This is a genomic window from Nostoc sp. UCD121 (assembly GCF_014222285.1).
Classification (GTDB): domain Bacteria; phylum Cyanobacteriota; class Cyanobacteriia; order Cyanobacteriales; family Nostocaceae; genus Nostoc.
On the sequence record NZ_JACKZS010000118.1, the window covers coordinates 1 to 24,215 of the forward strand.

22 protein-coding genes are annotated in these 24,215 nt (G+C 39.0%); 15 read left to right on the forward strand and 7 right to left on the reverse strand.

The features are described from left to right. The first annotated feature begins 109 nt into the window (after positions 1-109). A complete protein-coding gene (locus GNF10_RS22515; protein ID WP_185607236.1) occupies positions 110-1,981 on the forward strand; it encodes an ATP-binding protein in 1,872 nt (623 codons plus the stop codon). Positions 1,982-2,019: 38 nt separating this feature from the next. Here GNF10_RS22515 and GNF10_RS22520 read toward each other — a convergent pair whose 3' ends face one another. Continuing rightward, positions 2,020-2,268 carry a hypothetical protein gene (locus GNF10_RS22520; RefSeq protein WP_185587396.1) on the reverse strand — a complete coding sequence of 83 codons (249 nt, stop codon included), beginning with the start codon at positions 2,266-2,268 and terminating at the stop codon, positions 2,020-2,022. Between the two features lie 15 nt (positions 2,269-2,283). On the opposite strand from GNF10_RS22520, the gene GNF10_RS22525 reads away from it, so the two are divergent. Then, the gene (locus GNF10_RS22525; protein WP_162399555.1) at positions 2,284-2,508 is read left to right on the forward strand and encodes an addiction module protein; all 225 of its coding nucleotides are present in this window, start codon (positions 2,284-2,286) and stop codon (positions 2,506-2,508) included. Continuing rightward, positions 2,505-2,801, forward strand: coding sequence for a type II toxin-antitoxin system RelE/ParE family toxin (locus GNF10_RS22530; protein WP_185587399.1), 297 nt, complete (start codon positions 2,505-2,507; stop codon positions 2,799-2,801). The genes GNF10_RS22525 and GNF10_RS22530 overlap by 4 nt, the downstream gene beginning before the upstream one ends. A 65-nt stretch (positions 2,802-2,866) precedes the next feature. Here GNF10_RS22530 and GNF10_RS22535 read toward each other — a convergent pair whose 3' ends face one another. Continuing rightward, positions 2,867-3,037: a hypothetical protein gene (locus tag GNF10_RS22535; RefSeq protein ID WP_185587400.1), complete on the reverse strand. Its 171-nt coding sequence runs from the start codon at positions 3,035-3,037 to the stop codon at positions 2,867-2,869. Between the two features lie 350 nt (positions 3,038-3,387). Between GNF10_RS22535 and GNF10_RS22540 the strand changes: the two genes are divergently transcribed. Both GNF10_RS22540 and GNF10_RS22545 read left to right on the forward strand, forming a co-directional pair. Then, a complete protein-coding gene (locus GNF10_RS22540; RefSeq protein ID WP_185587402.1) occupies positions 3,388-3,912 on the forward strand; it encodes a GNAT family N-acetyltransferase in 525 nt (174 codons plus the stop codon). Positions 3,913-4,417: 505 nt separating this feature from the next. Then, positions 4,418-5,365 (forward strand): NAD-dependent epimerase/dehydratase family protein, encoded by a 948-nt coding sequence (locus GNF10_RS22545; RefSeq protein WP_185585531.1) that lies wholly within the window; start codon positions 4,418-4,420, stop codon positions 5,363-5,365. 160 nt (positions 5,366-5,525) lie between these two features. On the opposite strand, the gene modA is transcribed toward GNF10_RS22545, so the two are convergent. Beyond that, positions 5,526-6,320, reverse strand: a complete 795-nt coding sequence (gene modA, locus GNF10_RS22550; protein WP_185585532.1) for a molybdate ABC transporter substrate-binding protein — start codon at positions 6,318-6,320, stop codon at positions 5,526-5,528. Between the two features lie 330 nt (positions 6,321-6,650). On the opposite strand from modA, the gene GNF10_RS22555 reads away from it, so the two are divergent. Next, positions 6,651-8,306, forward strand: coding sequence for a B12-binding domain-containing radical SAM protein (locus tag GNF10_RS22555; protein WP_185585533.1), 1,656 nt, complete (start codon positions 6,651-6,653; stop codon positions 8,304-8,306). A gap of 217 nt (positions 8,307-8,523) precedes the next feature. Here GNF10_RS22555 and GNF10_RS22560 read toward each other — a convergent pair whose 3' ends face one another. Next, positions 8,524-8,979, reverse strand: a complete 456-nt coding sequence (locus GNF10_RS22560; RefSeq protein WP_114084911.1) for a cupin domain-containing protein — start codon at positions 8,977-8,979, stop codon at positions 8,524-8,526. 265 nt (positions 8,980-9,244) lie between these two features. After that, a complete protein-coding gene (locus GNF10_RS22565) occupies positions 9,245-10,024 on the reverse strand; it encodes a cysteine hydrolase family protein (protein ID WP_185585534.1) in 780 nt (259 codons plus the stop codon). A gap of 81 nt (positions 10,025-10,105) precedes the next feature. Here GNF10_RS22565 and GNF10_RS22570 point away from each other — a divergent pair, with 81 nt between their 5' ends. The 6 genes from GNF10_RS22570 (at position 10,106) to GNF10_RS22595 (ending at position 17,796) form a co-directional block, all read left to right on the forward strand. Continuing rightward, a complete protein-coding gene (locus tag GNF10_RS22570) occupies positions 10,106-11,506 on the forward strand; it encodes an amidohydrolase (RefSeq protein ID WP_185585535.1) in 1,401 nt (466 codons plus the stop codon). Positions 11,507-11,808: 302 nt separating this feature from the next. Next, positions 11,809-12,084 (forward strand): class I SAM-dependent methyltransferase, encoded by a 276-nt coding sequence (locus GNF10_RS37990; protein WP_221643607.1) that lies wholly within the window; start codon positions 11,809-11,811, stop codon positions 12,082-12,084. Positions 12,085-12,737: 653 nt separating this feature from the next. Beyond that, positions 12,738-13,805, forward strand: a complete 1,068-nt coding sequence (locus GNF10_RS22580; protein WP_185587941.1) for a glycosyltransferase family 4 protein — start codon at positions 12,738-12,740, stop codon at positions 13,803-13,805. A gap of 685 nt (positions 13,806-14,490) precedes the next feature. After that, positions 14,491-15,261, forward strand: a complete 771-nt coding sequence (locus GNF10_RS22585; protein ID WP_185585598.1) for a WecB/TagA/CpsF family glycosyltransferase — start codon at positions 14,491-14,493, stop codon at positions 15,259-15,261. Positions 15,262-15,405: 144 nt separating this feature from the next. Further along, entirely contained in the window at positions 15,406-16,362 is a 957-nt protein-coding gene (locus GNF10_RS22590) for a hypothetical protein (RefSeq protein WP_185585599.1), read from the forward strand. Between the two features lie 225 nt (positions 16,363-16,587). Then, positions 16,588-17,796 (forward strand): NupC/NupG family nucleoside CNT transporter, encoded by a 1,209-nt coding sequence (locus GNF10_RS22595; RefSeq protein ID WP_185585600.1) that lies wholly within the window; start codon positions 16,588-16,590, stop codon positions 17,794-17,796. A gap of 4 nt (positions 17,797-17,800) precedes the next feature. Here the strand turns inward: GNF10_RS22595 and GNF10_RS22600 are convergent, their stop codons facing one another. Both GNF10_RS22600 and GNF10_RS22605 read right to left on the reverse strand, forming a co-directional pair. Further along, positions 17,801-18,325 carry a DUF2085 domain-containing protein gene (locus tag GNF10_RS22600; RefSeq protein WP_185585601.1) on the reverse strand — a complete coding sequence of 175 codons (525 nt, stop codon included), beginning with the start codon at positions 18,323-18,325 and terminating at the stop codon, positions 17,801-17,803. A gap of 42 nt (positions 18,326-18,367) precedes the next feature. Further along, a complete protein-coding gene (locus tag GNF10_RS22605) occupies positions 18,368-20,479 on the reverse strand; it encodes a TIGR00300 family protein (protein WP_185585602.1) in 2,112 nt (703 codons plus the stop codon). Positions 20,480-20,762: 283 nt separating this feature from the next. Here GNF10_RS22605 and GNF10_RS38785 point away from each other — a divergent pair, with 283 nt between their 5' ends. From GNF10_RS38785 to GNF10_RS22615, 3 genes are all read left to right on the forward strand, one after another. Then, positions 20,763-20,897: a hypothetical protein gene (locus tag GNF10_RS38785; protein ID WP_260446075.1), complete on the forward strand. Its 135-nt coding sequence runs from the start codon at positions 20,763-20,765 to the stop codon at positions 20,895-20,897. Positions 20,898-21,384: 487 nt separating this feature from the next. Then, a complete protein-coding gene (locus GNF10_RS22610) occupies positions 21,385-22,977 on the forward strand; it encodes a glycosyltransferase family 39 protein (RefSeq protein WP_185585603.1) in 1,593 nt (530 codons plus the stop codon). A 192-nt stretch (positions 22,978-23,169) separates the two neighbouring features. Further along, positions 23,170-24,215 (forward strand): DUF2157 domain-containing protein (locus tag GNF10_RS22615; RefSeq protein ID WP_185607237.1); only part of this gene is annotated, 1,046 nt, incomplete at its 3' end.

Consider the following 24,215-nt stretch of genomic DNA (forward strand, 5'->3'; position numbering starts at 1 on the left):
TGCCTTGCACTTTTGTTCGATTTATAGACTTCAATCACTATTTATACAAGGGTTTCAGTCTTAACCAGCAAGCCCTAAGTATTTACTACCAAATATTAGAGTTTTAAATATGAGCAACGTTTTAAAAGAAGAGTTATCAAAGCAAGAATTAAGTCAAGTACGTTCTAATATTGAACGTATTATTTCAAGTTATAGACATATTTGGGATATTTATACAGAGTTATTACAAAATAGTGCAGATGCAATTATTGAGGAATTTGGTGAACAAAACATTAGCAAAGGCAAGATTGAGCTTGGAATCGAGCCTAATGAAAGAACCATTACAATTATAGATAATGGTGTTGGTATCGAAGAATCAAGTATATCTAAAATACCTGTTAACGGGAATTCTCTAAAAAGAGACGGAAATACTGGAAAATTTGGGTTTATGGGTTATGGGTTCACATTTGTTGCTTTTCAAAGTGAATATTTGCAAATAGAAAGTACCAAAAATGGTAGGAAAGCATCCAGAACTTATAAAAATTTATATAAATTTGTATATTCTGCTTCAGATATACCAAACTCTGAAGAAGAAGATTTGGGTTATCAGGCACAAGAGGTGAGTGAAAAAAATGGAACAAAAATTACAATTAAATTTCCATTAATATTTCCTGAGGAAGTAATAGAAGAATCTCTTGCAGCAACATTTCGCATAGCTAAATCAAATGAAACTATTAAAGCTGTTTTAAGAACTCAATCTATTATAGGAATATTAGATACAGTTTTTAAGAGTGGTAGTTGTTTTGAATTCATTCTAAAAACTAGTGGAAGACCTGTACCAATAGAGACTGGTTATTTAACTGTTAGACAGGTAGTCAAGTCAGTTTTAAATAGTGAAGTACAATTTTATGATAGACCTAACCAATATGAAAAATTTGTAGAAGCAACAGAAAATTTACCGAACCATACAAAAGAACAAGCAAGGAAAGTTGTAGTATTAGATGAAATAATAGATAATGTAAAAATTGGTATAAAAAATCCATTATATGCCCGTATACTGATTTCAGCAACTAGCAAATCTCATATTAATCAATACAATGAAAAATTTACAAATGAAGATAGTATTTCTTATGATTTTGCATTAGAACATGGACTTTGGTTAGCAATATGTGGAATGCCAACTAGTGTTTGCCTACACCCATTTGATCATAGCAACTATTTACCATATACAGTAATTGTTGATATAAAAGATATCTCAATACGTAAAGAGTTAGATGCAGGACGTAAAGGTATTAGTGCTTATCGTATGAAACAAATATCTGACCAAGTTTTTGAACTATTAAAAGAACGAAATTTTATAAAATATCGCGGTTATATTGTAGGTGCTATTAGTAATAACGGCAGGGGTAACAATCCGCTATATGATCCTAAGCAAGAGCTATACCATATATTTAAAGATAAAAAATGGTTCGATTCAAATTTAACACAAAAATATTTTCCACCTTTAGAAGAACAAGAAGTGATTAGCCTTTTTGTTGAATTAGTATCGCAAGAAGCTTTAAGAGGATATTATCTAAAAATCCTTTCAGGCTATCAAGTTTATGATGGGTTATATGAATATAAATTAGAGCAAAGCGACAAGACAGAGTATGCAGAAAAAAATTATTTGGGAATATATAAAAATATATTTAATGCTAATAGAGGAAGTTTAAAAAAAGAAATATTAATAGAATTTAAACAAGAATTAAGTGACATATATAAAGATATTAATTCAAATAGAAAGAATCTCAGTCATATTGATATTTTAGTTGTTTGGGATGTCAAATTTAAAGATAAAGAAAACCTGCAAAAAGATAAAGGGGATATTTTAACACAAAAAGATATTACAGCTAATGTATTTTATGGAGTGACACATCAATTATTAGCGGGATCAAGACAACAACCTTTACCTATTATTGAACTCAAGACAATTTTAGAATTAGTTTTTAATTATCAAGGATAAGTATTAAGCCATCACTCACATTTTCATACATACACTCGCTACAGTGCAATCATAGAATCAGCGATCACTTTTTGGGATTTGCAAGTACGATCGCATATTTTTCCACAACAGGTGATCGCACTCACTCTTCCACAACTGCCGATCGCTTTATTTTTGAGATTTTCTGTAAAGCGTAGGCGTAGCCCGTCGTAGACATTGCTCTGTTGGGCATCAAAGCAGATGCAGCGTTCAATTTGATGGACAAAATCTTGTCCGCTATATTTAAGGTGTACCAGTCGCTTCCTCACTCCAAGTTAATCAGTATGGATATCACAGCTACTTTGAACGAAATCGCAACTCTCAGTGTTGAAGATAGAATCCGTATTGTGCAGGCAATTTGGGATAGCATCGCAGCAGAGCAAGTTTACCCTGATTTAACCGATGCACAAAAGCAAGAGCTTGATCGTCGAACTGCTGACTATGATTCAAATCCAGACAATGTACTGACTTGGGAGGAAATCAAAGCATCAATTAAGGGGCAGCAATGAATTATGTCTTGGTGTTTCGCCCAGAGGTTCGAGAAGAACTCAATGATGCACACAGTTGGTACGAGAGTCAGAAACCCGGTCTGGGTGACGAGTTTTTAGACTGTGTTGACGAAACGGTGAATCGAATTTCTCAGATGCCAGAATCCTATGTAATTGTCTACGGTGATATTCGACGAGCAGTAGTGCGGCGATTTCCCTATGCTGTGTACTATCGGATTGTGTCGAGTCGAGTAATAGTAACGGCAATTTTTCATGGTCGCAGAGATCCAAAATCGTGGCAGACGCGAACCTAACACTATAATTACGGGCGATGTCTAGCGATAAGCCGCTATGCGATACGCATTATTTTTGAGGTTTTCTACAAGGCGATACCTACGGTGAGCTTCGCTAACGCACTCACCCTTCTACAACAGACGATCGCTTTATTTTTGAGGTTTTCTGCAAAGCGATCGCTCATTCTTGGACAACAGGCGATCGCATTATTTTTGAGGTTTTCTGCAAGGCTATCGCCTGTAATGCCATCATACAATCAGCGATAGCTTCTATATTAAATTTTATGGGAATATTCAAGTTGGAATTTTTCTATTGATGCGTTAACTATCAACTTTGCTCCTGTTCTTCAAATAACAGATGAGCTAGTTTTTGAGGTTTTCTGTAAGGCGTAGGCGTAGCCCATCGTAGACATCGCTCTATTGGGCATCAAAGCAGATGCATCGTTTGATTTGATGGGCAAAATCTTGTCCGCTATATTATAAGATATACCAGTCGCTTCCTCACTCCAAATTAATCAGCATGGACATCACAGCGACTTTGAACAAAATTGCATAGGATTTTTGCTAAAAAACCTTTTTGAACTAAAAAAATCAAAAATCGTAGCTTATGGAGAATTTGGAAAAAGTAAGTTTAGAGTCTAAAAGACTGATTCTACAAGCGATTTCGTTGGAATATACAGTAGATATATTTCGAGAATTTACAAGCGAAATTACCACCTTTATGTATCCGAAACCAGCCCAGAGTCTCAGTGAAACCGAAAAGATAATCAGAGATATGATTCTACAACGAGAAAATCACACTCACCTAGTGTTGTTAATTCTCAAGAAGGATAATTTAGAGTTTCTAGGAATTTGCGAGGTTGGTGCTATTGATACAGATACGCCAGAGTTAGGTATTTGGATTAAGAAATTCGCTCATGGTCATGGTTTTGGTAGAGAGGCAATTTCTGCATTAAAAGACTGGGTGGATGAAAATTTGGAATACAATTATCTTTGCTACCCTGTTGATAAAAGAAATATTCCCAGTCGTAAAATTGCGGAAAGTCTTGGAGGTAAAGTATTTCGGGAGTTTCAAAAGATTAACAAGAGCGGTCATATTCTTGATGAGGTTGAATACAGAATTTATAAATAAACCGCATCTCCTGTTAAATACGCAAAAAATACTTTTTAAATTTATAAATAAACGTAGACAGGCTTGATATCTGCTTGTTTATCAGAATAAGCATTGCGATCGCACTCACTCTTCCACAACACGCGATGTCTAACGATAAGTCGCTTACGTGTCTAACGCTTGATATTGGGTTTTGTTCCTCAACCAAACCGACGCAGCTTAAGGTTTTTATCGCTAACTAAACCGTATTGGATTTTAAGACCATTTCGTGGTTAGAATTTCAACTGCGTTTATTCTCAAGATTAAATTCTGTCAACTAGTATATTTGCTTAGTAATTTTTTTCATCCAGTAACAAAATAAATATACTTTCATTACTTAAATTATAAGTATATTTATTTAAGTAATACTTGTGTTTAAAACAGTACAATAATTGATTAAAAATCAAGCTTAAGTAATGACGATTATTGATTACAAGTACTAACCTGTGAATATAGAAATTTATGAAAATAGCAAAAAATAGCTAACATGGCTAAAATTATCATTACTGGAGCCGCAGGCTTTATTGGTTCTCACCTGGTAGACATCTTGCTACAACAAGGGGAAGAAGTAATTGGGATTGATGAATTCAATGATTATTACGATCCTATGTTAAAGCGTAAGAATGTTGCACACTTACATAGCTCACCTAATTTTACATTAATCGAAGCAGATATTCAGTTTTTAGATTGGCAAGAACTCTTAAAAGATGTTGATGTCGTTTACCATCAAGCAGCACAAGCAGGTGTCAGGGCAAGCTGGGGTAAGGCTTTTCGAGGTTATACAGAACGAAATATTAACGCTACGCAAGTTTTGCTAGAAGCGGCTAAAGATGCAAAACACTTAAAAAGATTAGTGTTTGCTTCTTCGTCAAGTGTATATGGTGATGCAGAGACTTTACCTACTCACGAAGGAATTTGCCCTGAACCTGTTTCTCCTTACGGCATTACTAAGCTAGCGGCTGAAACTTTGTGCAGACTGTATTACAAAAACTTTGGTGTGCCATCTGTATCATTGCGGTATTTCACAGTCTATGGGCCTAAACAACGCCCAGATATGGCATTTCATAAGTTCTTTAAATCCATTTTGCAAGATGAGGCGATTCCTATTTACGGTGATGGACAGCAAACGCGGGAGTTTACATTTGTTGGTGATATCGTCGCCGCCAATTTAGCGGCTGCTTCCACACCCCAAGCAGTGGGAGAAATTTTTAATATCGGTGGTGGTAGCAGGGTGGTTTTAGCAGAAGTCTTAGACACGATTGAAGAAATCGTTGGGAAACCAATCAAAAGAAACCACATAGAAAAAGCGATGGGAGATGCACGCCACACTGCTGCTGATGTATCTAAAGCGCAGAAAATTCTGGGATATCAGCCACAAGTATCTCTAAGAGAGGGTTTAACACAGGAATGGCAGTGGATTAAGTCGTTGTATTAAAGGGTATGGGGCATTGGGCATTGGGAATTGGGCATTGGTTATTCTCCTTTAAAACTTATGCACAAAATATCCCCCAACCCTTTTAAAAGGGGTTAGGGGGATCTAAAAGTGCCTCAAGTCAAAGCTAAACACTTATTCAAATGAACTCTTAAGCTTCTTGCTAACTTACAAGAAACCCATATTTTTTGAGTACTGTCTTGGCTTCACTGCCAGATAAAAATTGGATAAACTCTTTGGCTGCTGGAATATTCTTACTGCTTTTAATTACTGCCATTGGATAGACAATCGGTGAGTGAAACTTATCGTCAGCAGCAACTACGACTTTTACCTTGTTAGAAATTTTGGCATCAGTAGCATAGACTAAACCCGCTTCAGCGTTACCACTTTCTACTGCTGCCAAAACTTGACGCACGTTGTTAGCAAAGACTAATTTGGGCTTTACCTGATTATAAAGTTTCAATTTCTTTAAGACTTGCTCCCCATATTGACCGGCGGGTACACTTCTAGGTTCACCGATCGCAATTTTTTTAATCTTATTATCTGTTAAATTGTAGAAGCTATTAATGCCAACAACATCCTGAGCCACAATCAAGACTAGACGGTTATTTGCCAGGTTAGCACGGCTACCTGTTACCAAAAGTCCTTTTTGTTCTAGGGCATCCACCTGTTTTTTGGCAGCAGAAATAAAGATATCTGCCGGGGCACCTTGCTCAATCTGTTGTTGCAAGGCACCAGAAGCCCCAAAATTATAAGTAATGTTGACATCTGATTTACTTTGTTGGTACAAAGGCTTAATTTCTTCCAGTGCCTCTTTTAAGCTGGCGGCTGCGGAGACGAGGATAGTGCTGTTTGACTGTGCTATTACCGGAGAAGGATTAACTAAGGGTAAACCAATTGCCAAGAGCAAACCAGCAACTGCTATACCCAATAAGCCAAAAATTTGTCTTCTTTTCATAGAAAAGGCGTTTGAGAAATTTCTTCCATAAAATTGATGCTAGGTAAAATAATACCAAACATACCAACTTATAACCAACTATATCGGTAATGGCTTTTTCCCTAAGCATTCTAGATGAATTAACTCATAAGCCAGAATCTGGCGACTCAAACGCATCCATAATTGCAAAGCTGCATTCTGAGAAAGGGCGAATCATACCCCTCTAGGAGGAATTTTATATTTTACAGTTAAAAACTGCTGAAAGATCGCGGTAAGCTAGTTGGAATTATCACTGAATTGTGTCAATAAATTGTCAAATTAACTGCTCAGTTTTCTGGGGTGAAATTTGCGATGACCGTAAATCTTAAGTCTTTAGAGAATCCAACTTATATAGCGGCCGATTCCAAAACCGCTTCTAACACTAAGAGAAGCAGCTACGTTCCCTCGAACCATCGACGTATACTTTGCATCTTTCCTAAGTACAGCCGCTCCTTTGGTACTTTTCATTACGCCTACCCATTGATGGGTAATGTCCGGGCTTTTATGCCACCCCAAGGTATTTTAATTGTGGCTGCCTACTTACCTCAAAAATGGGAAGTGCGGTTTATTGATGAGAATGTCAAATCAGCAACCAGGGCTGATTACCAATGGGCTGATGTGGTAATTGTGAGTGGAATGCATATCCAAAAACCACAGATTAATCAAATTAATGAACTTGCTCATCGAGTCGGGAAAATCACAGTGGTGGGTGGCCCTTCGGTATCTGGGTGTCCAGGATATTATCCTGAATTTGACATTTTACATTTGGGTGAGTTGGGAGATGCTAGCGATCGCATGATCGAGTATCTAGACCAAAATTTAGAACGTCCTCAAAGGCAAATCCGCTTTGAAACGAAGGAACGTTTACCTTTAACAGAGTTTCCAACTCCAGCTTATCATTTGCTGGATATCGATGATTATTTCTTAGCAAATGTGCAGTTTTCTAGTGGTTGCCCTTATCGCTGCGAGTTTTGTGATATTCCAGAACTCTATGGCAACAGTCCCCGGATGAAAACGCCAGAGCAAGTGGTTGCCGAACTAGATGCAATGCGACAATCTGGCAATATGGGGGCAGTGTATTTTGTCGATGATAACTTTGTTGGCGATCGCCGCGCTGCCATGAAGTTACTTCCTCACCTGATTGACTGGCAAAAACGCAATGGCTACCCCATCCAGTTTGCCTGTGAAGCAACCCTCAACCTAGCTCAAAGCCCAAAACTGCTGGAGATGATGCGCGAAGCCTATTTCTGCACAATCTTTTGCGGTATCGAAACACCTGAACCAGATGCTCTCCATGCTATTTCCAAAGATCAAAATCTGAGTATGCCAATATTAAAGGCAATTCAGGTTTTAAATAGCTATGGTATGGAAGTAGTATCAGGAATCATCATTGGGTTGGATACAGATACACCAGAAACAGCAGACCGAATTATCGAATTTATTCGGGCATCTCAAATTCCTATGTTGACAATTAATCTACTTCATGCTTTGCCTAGAACTCCGTTATGGCGGAGGTTAGAAGCAGAAGGACGACTCGTATTTGATGAAAGCCGGGAATCAAATGTTGAGTTTTTGATGCCCTACGAGCAAGTTGTCGAGATGTGGCGGCGCTGCATCACAACTGCTTATGAGCCGGAATTTTTATATGAGCGGTTTGCTTACAATATGGAACACACCTATCCAAATCGCATCGAAGTACCTAACAGTCCTGCTCGCACTTCTGGAGCTAATATTCGCAAAGGTTTAACTTATTTAACTAATATTTTGCTGCGGATAGGCTTATTTAGTAACTATCGTCAGACTTTCTGGAAAATGGCCAAGCCAGCACTAAAAGCAGGTGATATTGAAAACTTGATTCACGTTGGACTTGTCGGGCATCATTTGATTAAGTTTGCACAAGATTGTTCCAAAAACGAAGAATCAGCTTCGTTTTATTCCCAAAAAATCCTCACAAAAGTTCGTAGTTAAACCAATTCGCAATGGGCTACGCCCCGCTACGCTAACGTAATTACGTTTTGTGACGGGACTTTAACCCCTGAACTAGGTTAATAAGCTAAAAGTTTTTTAACGATAAATTATTCGTAATTTATAATATTCCCTCGTTCCCGTGTTTCACATGGAAACGAGGAATCCCCAATAAATTACGAATTACGTTAGCGTAGCTCATTACGAATTACGAATTATTTTAACAGGGCATCAAAGTATTAAATCTCCCCAGTACAGCCATATCTTCTGCATCTAACTCCGTCGGAATGCCACTGCGAATCAATTCGGAAAAGTCTTCGTTGGGAACCATGACAGTCAACGTATACAAGCGAGTAGAACCAGTATTTTTAATCAAATGAGTCCCAGTGGGAGGCACTAATAAACTATCTCCAGCCTTGATCGTGGCACTTTTGCCGTCACACATAGCGATCGCTTCCCCTTTGAGGACAAAAAACATTTCCACCGCCCACTGATGTCGGTTTGGCGGTGTTTGTCCACCGATATCAAAAATTTCTATACAGCAAGTCAAAGAAGTATTAGCATTTGTCGAATCGAAGATAATTGCTAATCGATTAGAGTCATTAGGACTAATGCGATATACTTGGTAATCTTTGGGAGATTTGATAACCGGAATTACACAACGAGTAGCGTACATTTATTTATCCCCTCTAAAGTTATCGATGGGTATGAAAATTCCTAAAATCCAAGTCTTGAATATTAAGTTGTGAGTTGTCAGGAATGATGCAAATAATAGCCACCAAGAAAGATTTTCAGATAGGGAAAATCCATAAATTAATTGCCCCTACCGCGTGGGTTATGCGTAAGTTCTAAGTTGTATAAATGACAAAATCACTAATTGCTAAACACTAAATACTCCTCATTCAACCAATTTTGAATTTTGGATTGAAGGAAAAATCTAATCACTCTTCACTCTTTTGCAGCGCTGTTAAAATCTCTTGGGAGTCAGTGACAAAACCGAAGCATTGTTTAACATTGTACAACGTTGCTAGCCAACAATATTCAGGCGAAGTCGTAGCGCTACAATCTTTAACTAACACGCAGTCATATCCTAAGAAATTGGCATCACATAATGTAGCTAGCACGCATTGATCGGCATTAACACCAGCAAAAAATAATGTTGTGCTTCCCAGATTCCGCAAGATACTATCTAATGGGGTATCCCAAAACCCACTCATGCGATATTTGTCCACACAAATATCTTCAGGAACCTGTTCTAGTTCATCTACTACTGCCGCAGCCCAACTACCCGCCATTAGGACTCTAGCACCATTGCTTGGTAGGGGATCGCCTAATCCCACACCTGCCCCTGTGGGGTTATAGACATGACGCGAACCAGCACTAATATTGAGTAAGTCAGGGCGATTCCCCCAATTTATCCAAATGACTGGAACACCCGCGTCACGAAGTTCTGGAAGTAGGTTATTCAAAGGTTTAATCGGCTGACGCGCTGAAGTTACATCCACACCAATATGCGCTAACCAGCCATCAGGGTGACAGAAGTCGTTTTGCATATCAATGACGAGGATAGCGGCTTTTGCCAAGTCTAAACGCAGGGTTTTAGTTTCTGTTGATAAAATAACGGGTTGTGGGGGTTTTTGAGGACGAGTGATATCTGCGATCGCATCATTCACTGTCCACGCATTTGGTGAAACTCCCAATGTCCGAAAAGGCAAATTCATAAAATTGTAATACCTTACACCATTTTCTATCTTGTAACTTGAAATTCAGTTGAAAATACAATTACTTAATCAAGGTTAAATATGGTAAATTTCACTATTCAGGATGTTTTAATTGCCGCCAGCGATGATTATGCGACGGTAGATGTACAGATTGTAGATGGTGCAATAGCTGCAATTGCCCCCAATCTACCAGTAATCGGCAGTGTCATAGATGGCAAAAATAAGCTGCTGCTACCTGGTTTTTTCAACGCCCACACCCACTCATCAGAGATGTGGCAACGGGGAATCATGTCAGTTTTGCCTTTAGAATTATGGTTGGCGGAACTGTATGATTTTGCCCCCCTCGACACTGAACAGGTTTATCTCAGCGCCTTGGGTACTGCGGTAGAAACCTTACTTTCTGGCGGTACGAGTGTAGTAGATCACTTGGTGTTAATTCCCGGACTTGAGTTAGAAACGATCGCCACTGCAACCCGCGCTTACAAAGAAGTTGGGATTCGCGCCTTTATCGCCCCTTTAATTCAAGATGAATCCCTTACCGCAGGGCTTCCATCTGGAGAATCAGCAAGAACTCATGAGCCTTATTTTCGCTCAACTGCGGCAACATTGGAAATTATCGAAGAGGCGGTGAGACAGTTTCATCGCCCGGATGAAGGTGTAAATATTTTGGTCGCACCAACGGGAATACAATTGTGTACTGATGCTTTATTTAAGGGATGTATCGAGTTAAGCGATCGCTATAATCTTTGTCGTCACTCCCATTTACTCGAAACTAGGGCACAGGAAAAACTCGCCCAAGAAAAGTACGGTTGTACTGCTGTGGAACATTTGAAAAGAATCGGATATTTAAGCGATCGCACAACTCTAGCTCATTGCGTCTGGTTAAATGATGCTGATATTACCATTCTCGCCGAAACTCAATCTACAGTTGTTCATAATCCCTTAAGTAATCTACGTTTAGGCAGTGGTATTGCCCCTATTTTAAAATATCGCCAAGCTGGAGTAAATGTAACTTTTGGTTGTGATGGTGCTTCAAGTAATGACTCGCAAGATTTGCTAGAAGCCATTAAAATTGGTTCTATCTTACATAACGTTACAGACTTAGATTATCAACACTGGATTACACCGCGACAAGCGATAGAGATGGCATCTTTAGGAGGTGCAAAAGGATTGAATCTTGCAGATAATCTCGGTTCTCTCAGTGTGGGCAAACAAGCAGATTTAGTACTTTATGACCTCACTAATTTATCATTGCTTCCGCGTACAGATCCTATTGGTTTATTAGTTTTAGGTCGTCCTAATAATGTTGTTGATAGTGTTTGGGTTAACGGTAAGCACATTGTTGCCGATGGTAAAGTTACCACAATTAACGTTGATGAACTGCGGCAAGAATTATTTAATAGCAGTCAATGGGAGACAAAGCGTAAGTCTGAAACCGTCGCGCAAATTGAAGCATATTATCGCACAGTTATGGGATTGTGAAAGACAAATAAATACAGAGAACTGCGGCAAAAAATTCGTGCTTTGGTGTTTAATATTTGGTTAAAAAATGGGAAAAATATCAAATCGCTTACTGACATTGGAGCTAACCGGGAAGGGATGGGCAAGCAAGGACTATAAAAAACCCTCTTGTATTAAAGATATCATTTTGTATAAGGGGTCCAGCCCTGTTCTGTATGTTCTTAACATCATGGTACTTAAATTTTTATTACTAACTGCGATTTGATAGTTTTTCTGTGGTAATAGTTTATTGTAATAAATGCTGCTTATGGCAATACAAAGCTATGAATACTATTTATAAAGATGGTACATACCTTCAAAATCACCCAACCTGGCATGAAGAGCATTCGCCGTGCAAAGCCAAGCAAATAGCCAAGATAATCAAGAGAAATAATCTTAATCCATTAACAATATGTGAAATTGGATGTGGCGCTGGTGAAATATTGAATTCTCTACAAACTGAATTTAGTGATAAAACAAGCTTTTATGGATATGAAATATCTCCTAATGCATTTGAAATATGTAAGAGTAAAAGCGGTAAAAATCTTCATTTTTTTTGAAGTATTTGCTGAATGAGAAAGAAGCAATATTTTATTTGGTGATGGCCATTGATGTATTTGAACACGTAGAGAAATATTTTGGTTTATTACGGAAACTGAAAGAGAAGGGGAAATACAAACTATTCCATATCCCTCTAGATTTGTCAGTGCAAACTGTTTTACACAGTTCTCCTATATTGAAAGATAGGCTTTTGTATGGGCATATCCATTATTTTACTAAATGTACCAAGAAAATTGTTGTTCTCCATTAATCAGGATTTAGCTGTAAGGATTCTTGGAAGATTCTCGCTATTGGTTTTAGCAAAGTAATTGAATCCCCTCGCAGCTCGGCTAAATACCATAAAAGTGTGCATTGATAAATTTATGGAACTGCGATCGAGCCAATAGAGTTAGTAGCATTAACTCTCAAAATGCTCTTGGAGTACGCAGGGCAAACGCAGGATTTTCCTGAAACCCTTACTGTATAAGGATATTGATAAAAAATAAGCTAAATTATAAAACGCCAAAACCCTTGCTATTAAAAGATTCTTGTACTTTAGATGAGTTTGCCCTGTTGAAGTAGGCCTTTTGATATAATAAACTAGAAGAAATTCGTTCAATAGTTTGTATAAAATAGCCTTGTACTCAATTCCCAAAACATATTAATAGCAATTATGAGTCCCATAAAAATTACTATGTTGGGCGAAAGCTTGGAGCGTCAAGGTGGAATAGTTTCTGTGGAAAAGCTCATTCTTAAAGAAACTACCTCTGATATTCAAATTAAACACATTACGACTTTACCGAATGGTTCTACTCTCCATAAAGTGTTAGTGTTTTTGCAGGCAATAGGTGAGTTGTTTTGGAACTTATTAAACCAAAGAGCTGACTTAATTCACATCCATGTTTCAGAGAGAGGTAGCGCTTTCCGTCACTCAATCACTACTCTTATTGGTTGGCTATTTCAAAAACCAGTAATTATTCATACTCATAGTGCTGATTTTCATTTGTTTTACTCTAAACTACCTCAATTGCTTCAGCAGTGGCTAAGTTGGTCGTTTTGTAAATGTAGCCGTTTCATTGTTTTATCAGATAGCTGGAAAAAATTCTACATTGCTAATCTCGGTTTGAAGCCAGAGAAAGTTATTGTTCTTCCTAACCCAGTAAAAATTCCTGCATCAATTCCACAGAGGATAGATTCAAAACAGATATTTTTCTTATTTTTAGGGCGCATTGGTGAGCGCAAAGGTGCTTTTGATTTAATTAAAGCATTTGCTTCTATGCGTGTTGCTCAACAAAGCCAAGCCAAGTTAGTTATAGCAGGCGATGGAGATGTAGAACAAGCTCGTAGTTTGATCACAACCCTAAATCTTATTGACTACATCACTATTCTTGATTGGGTAGATCAAGAAAAACGCGACGACCTTTTAACTAAAGCTGATGTCTTTGTGTTACCTTCCTACAATGAAGGTCTACCTATGGCACTACTAGAAGCAATGAGTTGGGGTTTGGCAGTTATCACTACCCCAGTAGGAGGAATACCCGAAATAGTTACTCCAAACCAAAATGGTTTATTAGTTAATCCTGGGAATATTCAACAATTGTCAGAGGCAATGCAATCCTTAATTGCAGACGAAAATTTGAGAATATCTTTGGGAAATAATGCACGAGTCAGAGTCAAGCAATTGGACATAAATAATTATCTTACATCTTTAAGATCCATTTATACAGCAGTTATCAATTGAGATTCATCTTGATGAAAATAGGTTTAAGTAACTAAGAGGATGTTTGAAAAGTTTTCTTCTCGGTAACAAAACATTTTAGATCCCCCTAAATCCCCCTTAAAAAGGGGGACTTTGATTCCGGTTCCCCCCTTAAAAAGCTACGGTGTATACACAAGTCCCAAAATCCTTGCCTAGTAAGATGCAAGCCTTAGTAGGCAAGGTTTCGAGTTTATCAAGCTGATTATCAATAGTGTCAGCTTATTGATATACAATTAAGGAATAATCTTGGATTTTAAAAATAATTTTCCGTTCTTTTCCCTCTATTTGATTCTCAACCCGACTTGTGTATACACGGTATAAGCTCCATAGCCCTCATAAAAATTACTATTTCCCATTGTGGGTAAAATTCTCAATAGATTGATATAGCCCTTTTCTCGGAAATTAAAATAATCATCACCAAATTCTTTCGCTGCCATTTCGTACTATCAATCACCAAATAAATTCTTTGATTCTCCGAAAAATTTTGAGTTAACCAGTTTTTTATTATCGAAAACCAAATTCTCTGGATCTTCAGTACTGGCACTGATAATAATCTTTGCAGCACTTGGAATATCAGGTGTGTGTCGCCCCTTCAGAGAAATAATAAATGTATTATTCTTTTTTTATTCGTATTATTTTAAACTTGGCAAGTAAGAAAGGTGCATAAATGAAAACTTTTCCGGAGGTGAAATTGTTTGATACAAGATTCCATAAAGTTAAAGTACAAGAACTAATTGATTATTTAGTAGAAGCAGCAAAAAGCAAAAAAAAGACAGTTGTAGGACATGTGAACATCAGAGCAATGAATTTCGCTTATGAAAAGTCTTGGTATCGAGATTTTTTGAATAAGGCTGATTTAGTATTTTGTGACGGATTTGGTGTGGTGCTAGGAGCTAGATTAAACGGTTATTCAATGGAATCTGCACATCGAATTACAGCACCAGATTACATTGAAGATTTAGCATTAAAGTGTGATAAAGAAAATCTTTCTTTATTTTTGTTGGCTGGAAAACCTGGTGTAGTAGATAAGGCAATTACTAAGTTAGGATCAATTGCGCCTAATTTACGCGTACAGGGACATCATGGTTATTTTGATAAATCAGGAAAAGAGAATGATTTGGTAATAGAAGAAATTAATAAATTTCAACCAGATATTTTATATATTGGTTTTGGTATGCCATTACAGGAACGTTGGATTTTAGATAATTTCAATAAAATTGAAACTACTGTATTTTTACCTTTAGGTGCTTGTCTAGATTTTTATACTGAATCTATATATCGCGGGCCGCGTTGGCTGACTGATAATGGTCTGGAGTGGTTAACACGCTTAATTACTGAACCTACTCGTCTAGCAGACCGTTATATTGTAGGCATTCCATTATTTTTTTATCGTGTAGTTAAACAGCTAATCAGTCAAGGAATTATAACAAATCGCTAAATAAATTTTTTCTAAATTTCGCATTTTTTATGGCCATGACTGTCCAAATGTGGCCAATTGTTTTCCCTATCTCTGCTGTCAAGACTAGAATTAGAATTGATGTGACATTCTCCTAGTAGCCAAAGCGCTATCTTGCTTTAATCGATGAAGTTGCTTACCAGTTTCCTAGAGTGGGAAGTACAAGAATCAGAGGCAGCTATAAAGGGGATTCAACAACGATATCGTTATGTGTATCTTTGCATAGTGAGTAATTTTCAAGATTGGTTCTGGGAAATTAATGAGTGTGGTCAAGGGCCTCATTACTATTTCAACGCTACTTTTGCTCCATCTGATGCTGAACACCTTGCTGCTTTGGTGCGCCAGCATCCACTGTCTGGTTTTGAACACTGCCATTTTGTTGGCAAATTAATCAATGCACCATGTGGAGATGCCAACACTCCAGGTTATTACGATTTGTACGTTGACCAGAGCAACTATGCTGAACTTATGTCGGGTATACAAAGAGATGAACCTATAGTTACTGTTGCACACTATACCTGGCAAATCATTGGTGTTTGCGATCGCAAATTTGGCATTGAGTGTGGTTATGGTGGGATAACTGGCAGACATAATCAAGCTGACACCTCACTGATTATGGCGCTGGCGCAGTCACCAGAACTCACCTTAGTTGATTGGAGAGTCGTTTCTGGGGGAGACGGTTACTCATCGGTGTTTTTTAGAACTGGCACATCAGCCGCAGAACTGCTTGCTTACTTGCAGATGAGGCCGGAAAAGCCTGACTTTGTGCAAATAGAAAGAGAGTTACGTCTAGCTTTATCAGATCCAGCATTGTCTAAAATTTATCGCTTGGGCGAGTGCAAAATCAATGGCTGGCTGCTGGAAGTGGTCGTTTTGCATAATATTGAAAAAATCACAAGTAGTTATGGTGGCGAAGGATGGGACATGACACCACACATTATCAAGCTTGACAAAATCGCTCAAACTGTTAGCGATAAGTGCAAGGTTCCGAGTTGTGCAGGGGGTGCAGCACATGCGCCAGATGATTTCTACACACTCATTGGTAGCCATCTCAGCTTTGGCTACCCACGGAGAGTAGGGTAATTTTAGAGACAATTTACAAAGCAATGTGAATAAATGCTTGTAACCCATCAGGGTTTTCTCTAAGGCTTGGGAGATAATTTTGTAACAAGATATGAATTTGCGATCGCAAATTTCTTGTTTACAGTATCAAAACTCTAGTAATTAACTACAAAGCCACAAAACTAGGCAGATTTTTGTGTATGCTTTGTGTCCAAGTGCCTTAGCGATAACTTTTTGGGAGTGAACATGGAACGCGCCATCTCTGCGTTGGGAATCTTAGTTTTTATTGGTATATCCTACGCTTTTTCGGTTAATCGTCAAGCGGTGCGTTGGCGCATAGTGGCGTGGGGTTTGGGATTAGAATTTGCATTGGCAATCGTGATTCTTAAAACTCCTTGGGGTTTGGCTGTGTTTAAATTTCTGGGAGATTTTGTCAGCAAATTTTTAGCTTTTTCTGATGTTGGTGCCAAATTTGTCTTTGGAGAAAATTTTAAGGATCATTTCTTTGCCTTCCAAGTGCTGCCGACAATTATCTTTTTCTCTGCCTTTATCAGTGTCTTATATTACTACGGCATTTTACAGCGAGTGGTAAATGTGATGGCATGGGTAATGATGAAGACGTTGAAAACATCGGGTTCTGAATCTTTATCCTGTGCGGGTAACATCTTTTTAGGGCCAACAGAGTCCGCACTGATGGTTAAACCTTATATAGCGAAGATGACGCAATCAGAACTTCATGCCGTGATGACGGGTGGTTTTGCCACAATTGCGGGTGGAGTACTAGGGGCATATCTTTCTTTTGGGATACCAGCAGAACATCTAATTGCTGCTTTTTTTATGACTGCTCCCACATCATTGGTAGTATCAAAATTGCTGTATCCAGAAACAGAAGTATCAGAGACGCTTGGTGAAGTAAAGGCAGATGTAAAAACCAATTATGTAAATGCAATTGATGCTGCTACAGCCGGAGCAATTGACGGCGTGAAGCTAGCGGTTAATGTTGGGGTAATAATTATCGCCTTTTTAGGATTATTGGCTGCTTTAAATGCACTGCTGGGATGGTTGGGGGCATTTGTGAGTTTACCGCAACTGTCATTACAGTTGATTTTGTCTATTTTTATGGCTCCCGTAGCGTGGTTAATGGGTGTACCTTGGGCTGATTGTCAGCAAGTGGGGGCTTTGTTGGGTACAAAGACAATTCTCAATGAGTTTATTGCTTTTTTGGATTTGAAGGCACTAATTGAAAGTGGTAAAATTTCCCAACGTGCAGTAATTATTGCGACTTACGCCTTATGTAACTTTGCAAATATAGGTTCAATTGGCATTACCATTGGCGGCATTACTGGCATAGCACCTAATCGCCAACATGATTTAGCTCGTATGGGAGTAAGATCGATGATTGGCGGATCTTTGGCGGGTTTTATCACCGCTTGTATTGCTGGGATGCTGATTTGAATTTCTAAAATCTATCCAAACTAGTTTTCGCACCCCACCACCCGTGGAAAATGGGCATAGTAAACAATCCCCACGCTAAACCCGTAATCAGCCCAAAAGGTGTAACCAGATAATTATTAAAACTCCACAAACCGAAAATTTGTGCTGCCAATTCTAAAGGATAAGCGATCATCAGCACACTGGCGATCGCCACACCACTCCATCCATACTGACTTAACCAGTAAAATCCTTTACCACCAGTCACCCCATACAGCAGGCGAGTAATCAGCAAACCCGTTACAGTGCCGTAACAGCGCATACACACGGCCATAATATATGGTGGTGCCAAATCTAACCCCATAGTTGGTTGCGGACACACATGATTACCCATGAAATAAATGATGTCCGCAATCCCAGGAAGCAAAGACACTCCAGACGCAGCCAAAAAGGGAGCAATAGGCGGGCCAAAAACCATTCCCGCCAACAAGAAATCAGCAATCAAACTTACCCAATTAACCTGAAACTCTTCCCTGAAAGCTACTCTTTCCATCTCCCTTTCTCTGCGTCCTCTGCGCCTCTGCGGTTCGTTTTCCTAACCTACCTTATTTACATAGGGACTTGTCAACTTATCCAACTGCTGAATCAACAGACTCAGGAACAATCCCACATCCGTCACCACACCCACCGATTCTACAGAACCGCGATCGCTTAACTTAGTCACCACAGCTGGATTAATATCCACACACACCATCTTCACCCCTGCCGGAGTCATATTTCCCACGCCAATGGAGTGCAGCATTGATGACAGCATCAAAATCATTTCCGCACCTTCTAGGTGTTTAGCATATTCCTCCTGTGCCTGAATCAAATCCATTTGGGTATCAGGTAAAGGCCCGTCATCCCGAATCGATCCCGCCAGCACAAAAGGTACATTATTGTGGACGCACTCATACATCACGCCACTCTTAATTGCCCCCGCCTCCACAGCTTTGGAAATGCTGCCATAACGACGGATACTATTAATTACCTTCAGGTGATGGCGGTGTCCACCACGAACGGCGATACCCCGCTTCATGTCCACACCCAAGGAAGTGCCCATGATATTTTGCTCGATGTCGTGAACTGCGATCGCATTTCCACCCAACAGCGCCTGTACGTATCCTTCCCGAACCAATTGCGCCAAGTGTTCGCCGCCACCGGTGTGAATCACCACAGGCCCAGCCGTGACAACTACCTTACCACCAGCATCGCGGATTTTCCGTAATTCCCAAGCTACTTGTTCAACCACCAATTCCACGCGCCGTTCACTAGAAACGCCCGCCGACATGAAGCTGAATTCTTGGGTGCTGCGTTGTTCGCGCGATTCAGTTTTACGAATAGTACGAATACCTAGTACATCTACAATTACTCGTTCGCCAACTTCTAAATCTCGTAGTATTTTACACCTAGCTACGAAGCCAGAAGGGGTTTGAGTAATTGCGATCGCGCCATCCATGCGCTGATTTTCTACCTTGATCCACTGCCCATTAATTCGGACTTCGGTAGGATAAATTGTACTGACGTAGAAATCATCAGGCGCTACACCATTTTGGATCACAGGTTCCAAGATTGCGTCTCGCTCATCATGGGGTAAATCTACTGCACCTAAATCAATCAATAGAGAGATGATTTCTTCCATCACCTCATGAGATGGTGCTGATACCTTCACTTCGGCAGCCGAGGTACTTTGCCGTTGTTCTCCCAAGTTGAAATTCAGAACTTGGAAGCTTCCCCCAGCATCTATAATCAAATCCAAGGCGCGGTTAATTAAGCCAGCATCAAGTAGGTGTCCTTCCATGCGAATGATTCGGCTTTCTACCGAGACATTGGCATGAATTTCATCCCTAACTGGTTCCGTTACCCGCAAAGTTAAGCATTTAGCTGCACCACCAGCTTTGAGAAATTCCGTCAGTGGTGTTTCCAGCACTTGGAAACCCACATCTGCAAGGCGGGTTTTCAAAGCTTCACTTGCCTTGTTCATGATCACAATGCTGTCCACATTCACCGTATTACAAGCGAAGTTGACTGCATCTGCTTCAGCAATTGCGATTCGCTTTTCTGGTGCGACTCGCATTTCAATTAAGCGGTTAGAGTAAGAATCAAAAGCGCCTGGATAGTACAGCAAATAGCCATTTGCTAAGGGACAAAAACAGGTATCCAGGTGATAGAAACGTTCATCTATGAGTCGCAGAGAGAGAACCTCAATATCCAGCCATTTAGCTAGATAAGGGTGAGAATCTAATTCTGAACGGAAACCGTATCCCGCCCATAACCAGCGTCCTTCTCGATCTAGTAGTGCATCTCCTGCACCTTCAAAGGGCAAATCTTTAGGAAGTTCATTGACTGTATAACCATTTTGCTCAAACCATTCTTTGAAGAAAGGTTCCTCTCCCTGACGTTCTTTATGTAAAAAGCGACTGAGTACGACATTTTCCCCTAGTACCAAACCAGCGTTGGCGGTAAAAACTAAATCAGGCCAACCTTTTTGGGGTGGTACTAAGTCTACAATGGCGTGTTGTTTAAGGATCTGGTGTAATCCCTGCCACTGTTCCACGGCGCGATCGCGCGATGATTTGTGAATATTCCCTTCCATCCAGGGGTTAATCACATAGTCTACATCGTAGTGGTCAGGAGGACACATCAAAAAGCGAATGCGGGAAGTCATAAAAATCTTACAAGCGTTTTATATGCTACAAGCCCATTTTAGATACAGATTTTTGATTTACTAACTTTTTATAAAATCTCCCACTAAAGCTCTATCTTTGGATAGTTGAAGGTTTTACAAAGGTTTCATTCTTAATTCTATAGGAATCCAGTTTGATTCCTGAAATTACTTAGCTTAGTAAGCAAAAGGATTCTAGAAGATTAAGGTGTACCGAGTTTTTTTCAAAAATCAAACAGGAGTTCTATATTACTGCAAGATGGCAATCAGTAGAGAAGGTTGAAAAATGATCTACATCCAAGGATATAGAAAAGACCATCATGTTTGCTATGTGCGATCGCTCAGGCTACTCAATAAACCAAATTCCAGAATCTTGCAACAGTGGAAGATTCTGTTTAAACAAGCATTAACGTACTTTTAGGTACAATGCTGCCCGAACCCGTATTTATACCATCTTCACATAAAGTTTATCAAATCTTTTTGTTTTTAACACAATTATTTTACATTTAGATTAATCCATACTGTATGATTTCAAGTGAAAAATTATATTCAGTATGGTATTTCATCACCATAAAGCTGCAAGCTTTTTCATCCTCATTTGTTGAACATTAAGATACTTTTAGCCCAATAATTTTTGATAGAGATCGGACTTACGCAAAACTACACATGGTAGGGGCAATTCATGAATTGCCCCTACCAGAAAATCAAGGTTTTGACTATTGTTTGCGTAAGTCATAAGAGAACTTGATTCTGATAAAGCGTTAATCTTATATCAGCTATGTAGATGTTTACTTGCTAGCTCATAACTGATATGCTAAATCTAAATACTTAGATAAACTGCAATCAAAACTGTTTTTAATTTTTGCTGATATTGTTTTGCTAGTGTTCCTAGTAATTTTATAACCTGTATGGAAAAGCAATCATCACAGAACTGGAATCTTTCTAAGTCTGGATTACGTTTTTTACTGATCATCCTATTAGTAATAGGTGTATTTTTTCGCTTTGCCAATCTTGACAAAAAACTTTATTGGGGCGATGAAGTTTTCTCATCATTACGGATGTCTGGCTATTTGCAGTCAGAAATGAAGGAGCAGTTAAGTGATGGCCGTGTATTCACTATAGAAGATTTGCATAAATACCAGTATCCTAATTTAGAAAGAGACGCAGGTGACACACTTAAAGGGATTATTTTAGAAGACTCACAGATTCTGCCGTTATATATTTTAATTAATCGGTTTTGGATAGAGTGGTTTGGCGATTCTGTAGCAGTGGCGAGAAGTTTTTCGGCATTTATTAGTCTGTTTACCTTTCCCCTTCTTTATTTGCTATGTCTAGAATTATTTGAGTCTTCACTAGTAGGGTGGATGGCGATCGCATTGATAGCCGTTTCACCCATTCATGTTTTGTATGCACAAGAAGTAAGAGCATACAGTTTATGGATAGTAACCATCTTAATGTCGAGCGTAGCACTGTTGCGAGCTATGCGCCTAAAAACAAAGGTTAGTTGGGGTATTTATGCAGTAACAATATCATTAGGGCTTTATACTCATCTATTTTTTGCCTTAATTGCTTTTGGACAAGGAATTTATCTAATGGCAATCGAACGCTTCCGATTGAGTAAAACATCGATTTATTACCTGATTTCATCGCTTGCTGGGCTGATGAGTTTTGTACCTTGGATTTGGGTTATTATTAACAATCCTCAGCCAGAAGCAGTAAGTTGGGCAAGCACTAAACAAACATTCTTGGAGTCATCTGTGAGATGGGCAGGACTTTTTAGTCGTCCATTTCTTGATTTAGGTATTAGTCCTACCGCTCCAGGAATAGTTAAGATTGCCTTAATTCCTTTTATTTTAATTATCTTAACTTTAATTATTTACTCAATTTATTTTATTTATCGAAGAACCCCTCAAAAAGTTTGGTTATTTGTCTTAACCTTGATTGGATCAGTAGGGATTCCCTTACTGATAGCAGATTTCATCTTTCAAAAACGATATGGTACTAGTCGATATACACTTTCCTCAATTTTAGGTATACAGTTAGCTATTGCTTATCTATTGACGACTAAGATCACATCCATTAATACTAAAGTTTGGCAAAATAAGCTTTGGTCGCTTGTAACGTTTATGTTAATTATGAGCGGGATGGTATCTTGTATACTCAGCTCTCAAAGCCAGATTTGGTGGAACAAATTACCTGAAAAATACGAAGAATATCCTAAAATTGCTAACGTTGTTAGTCAAGGTAATAAACCACTATTAATAAGTACCACTGCTAACATACTGCCGCCAGTACAAGTACTTAGTTATTTGCTTGATCCAAAAGTGCAATATCAAATTGTAGGAAAAAATCAGTTACCAAAGATGGCTGATGGCTTTACTGACATATTTTTATTCTTGGCAGATCCATCTGATTCCTTAAAAACTGGAATTGAGAAAGTTTACAACTCAAAGTTACAGCAGATCAACCAGTTTCTTTGGAAAGTAACAAAATCTACCTAAACCCAAAGATACATCGCATCTAGCGGTTGCAATTCTTAGCTTCGTAGGGATTTCAATGAGTTTACCCTCAGCAAACATCGTCAGATGGAACTTAAAAATTAACATCAACTAGTCTAATAAGTGGCACAATTAGAGCCAAAATATACTTTAATTGGAATCTACTTAAAGTATATACTGATACTGCTGCCGCTTATGTCATCGCCCCTTGAGCGCCCGCTAAAATTTGAAATTGCACTATCATCCTCACATCCTCAGTTACTAGAAGGACTAGATATATGGCTGCGTTTAGGTTTAATATCCGATACCCAAGTTAGGCAGCTATGCCAAGAGTTTCTGGTGTGTTCGGTTGTGTTGCGATCCCAGCCTGAAGCTAAAAAAAAGGTAGTTTTTTTAACTTCTGATCCCGTCCAGGAGTTACCCGTAGCAGCTTTACAATCTAGCCGCAGTAGACAACCACAACAAAAAACAGTCGAACCCAACTTTGTCAGTACAATGTTGCAGTCGTTGGGGGCAGAACTGAGTGTACGCTGGCTGCTTTTTCTAGGGGTATTTCTGGTAGTGGTATCCTCTGGGGTACTGGCTGCGAGTCAGTGGGAAAAGTTTCCTGCTTCGGGACAGTATGGAGTTTTATTTGCTTATACTCTGAGTTTTTGGGGATTAAGCTTTTGGGCGACTAGGCAAAACAATCTGAGATTGACGGCTCAAACTTTGCTGATTGTTACCCTTTTGTTAGTTCCAGTGAACTTCTGGGCAATGGATAGCTTTCAATTGTGGCAAAATCCTGTGGATTTGGTTGCAGTTGCGATCGCCTGGCCTACCCTCACTGCTATAACTGTTTTACTCTCCAAAAATCGGTCTATTTTTACTAATTTACGTACTGGCAAATTACCTTTAGTCAATATTCTAGGGCTGAGTTATCTGCATTGGGGTTGGCAATTGCCAGGATTCCCCTTAATTGCCGTCTATGTGGCAATGATTGGCACAACTATAATTACTATTTATCACAATTACCAACAGCCTAATATTGTCAGTGAGCAAGATAGAAACGATGTCCACGACGGGCTACGCCTACGCCACAGCTTAAGTATTAGTTTACCTGCCGCCGTAATTATTTATGCTTTGATAGTGCTGCTAGTGCGGGCGATTTTTGTTGCTGGGGTAAATGTCACTCAGTTGGGATTAGCTATTGGCATTTGCGGCTGGCTAGTAACTTGGCTAGCACAGGAGAGAGGGGGCAG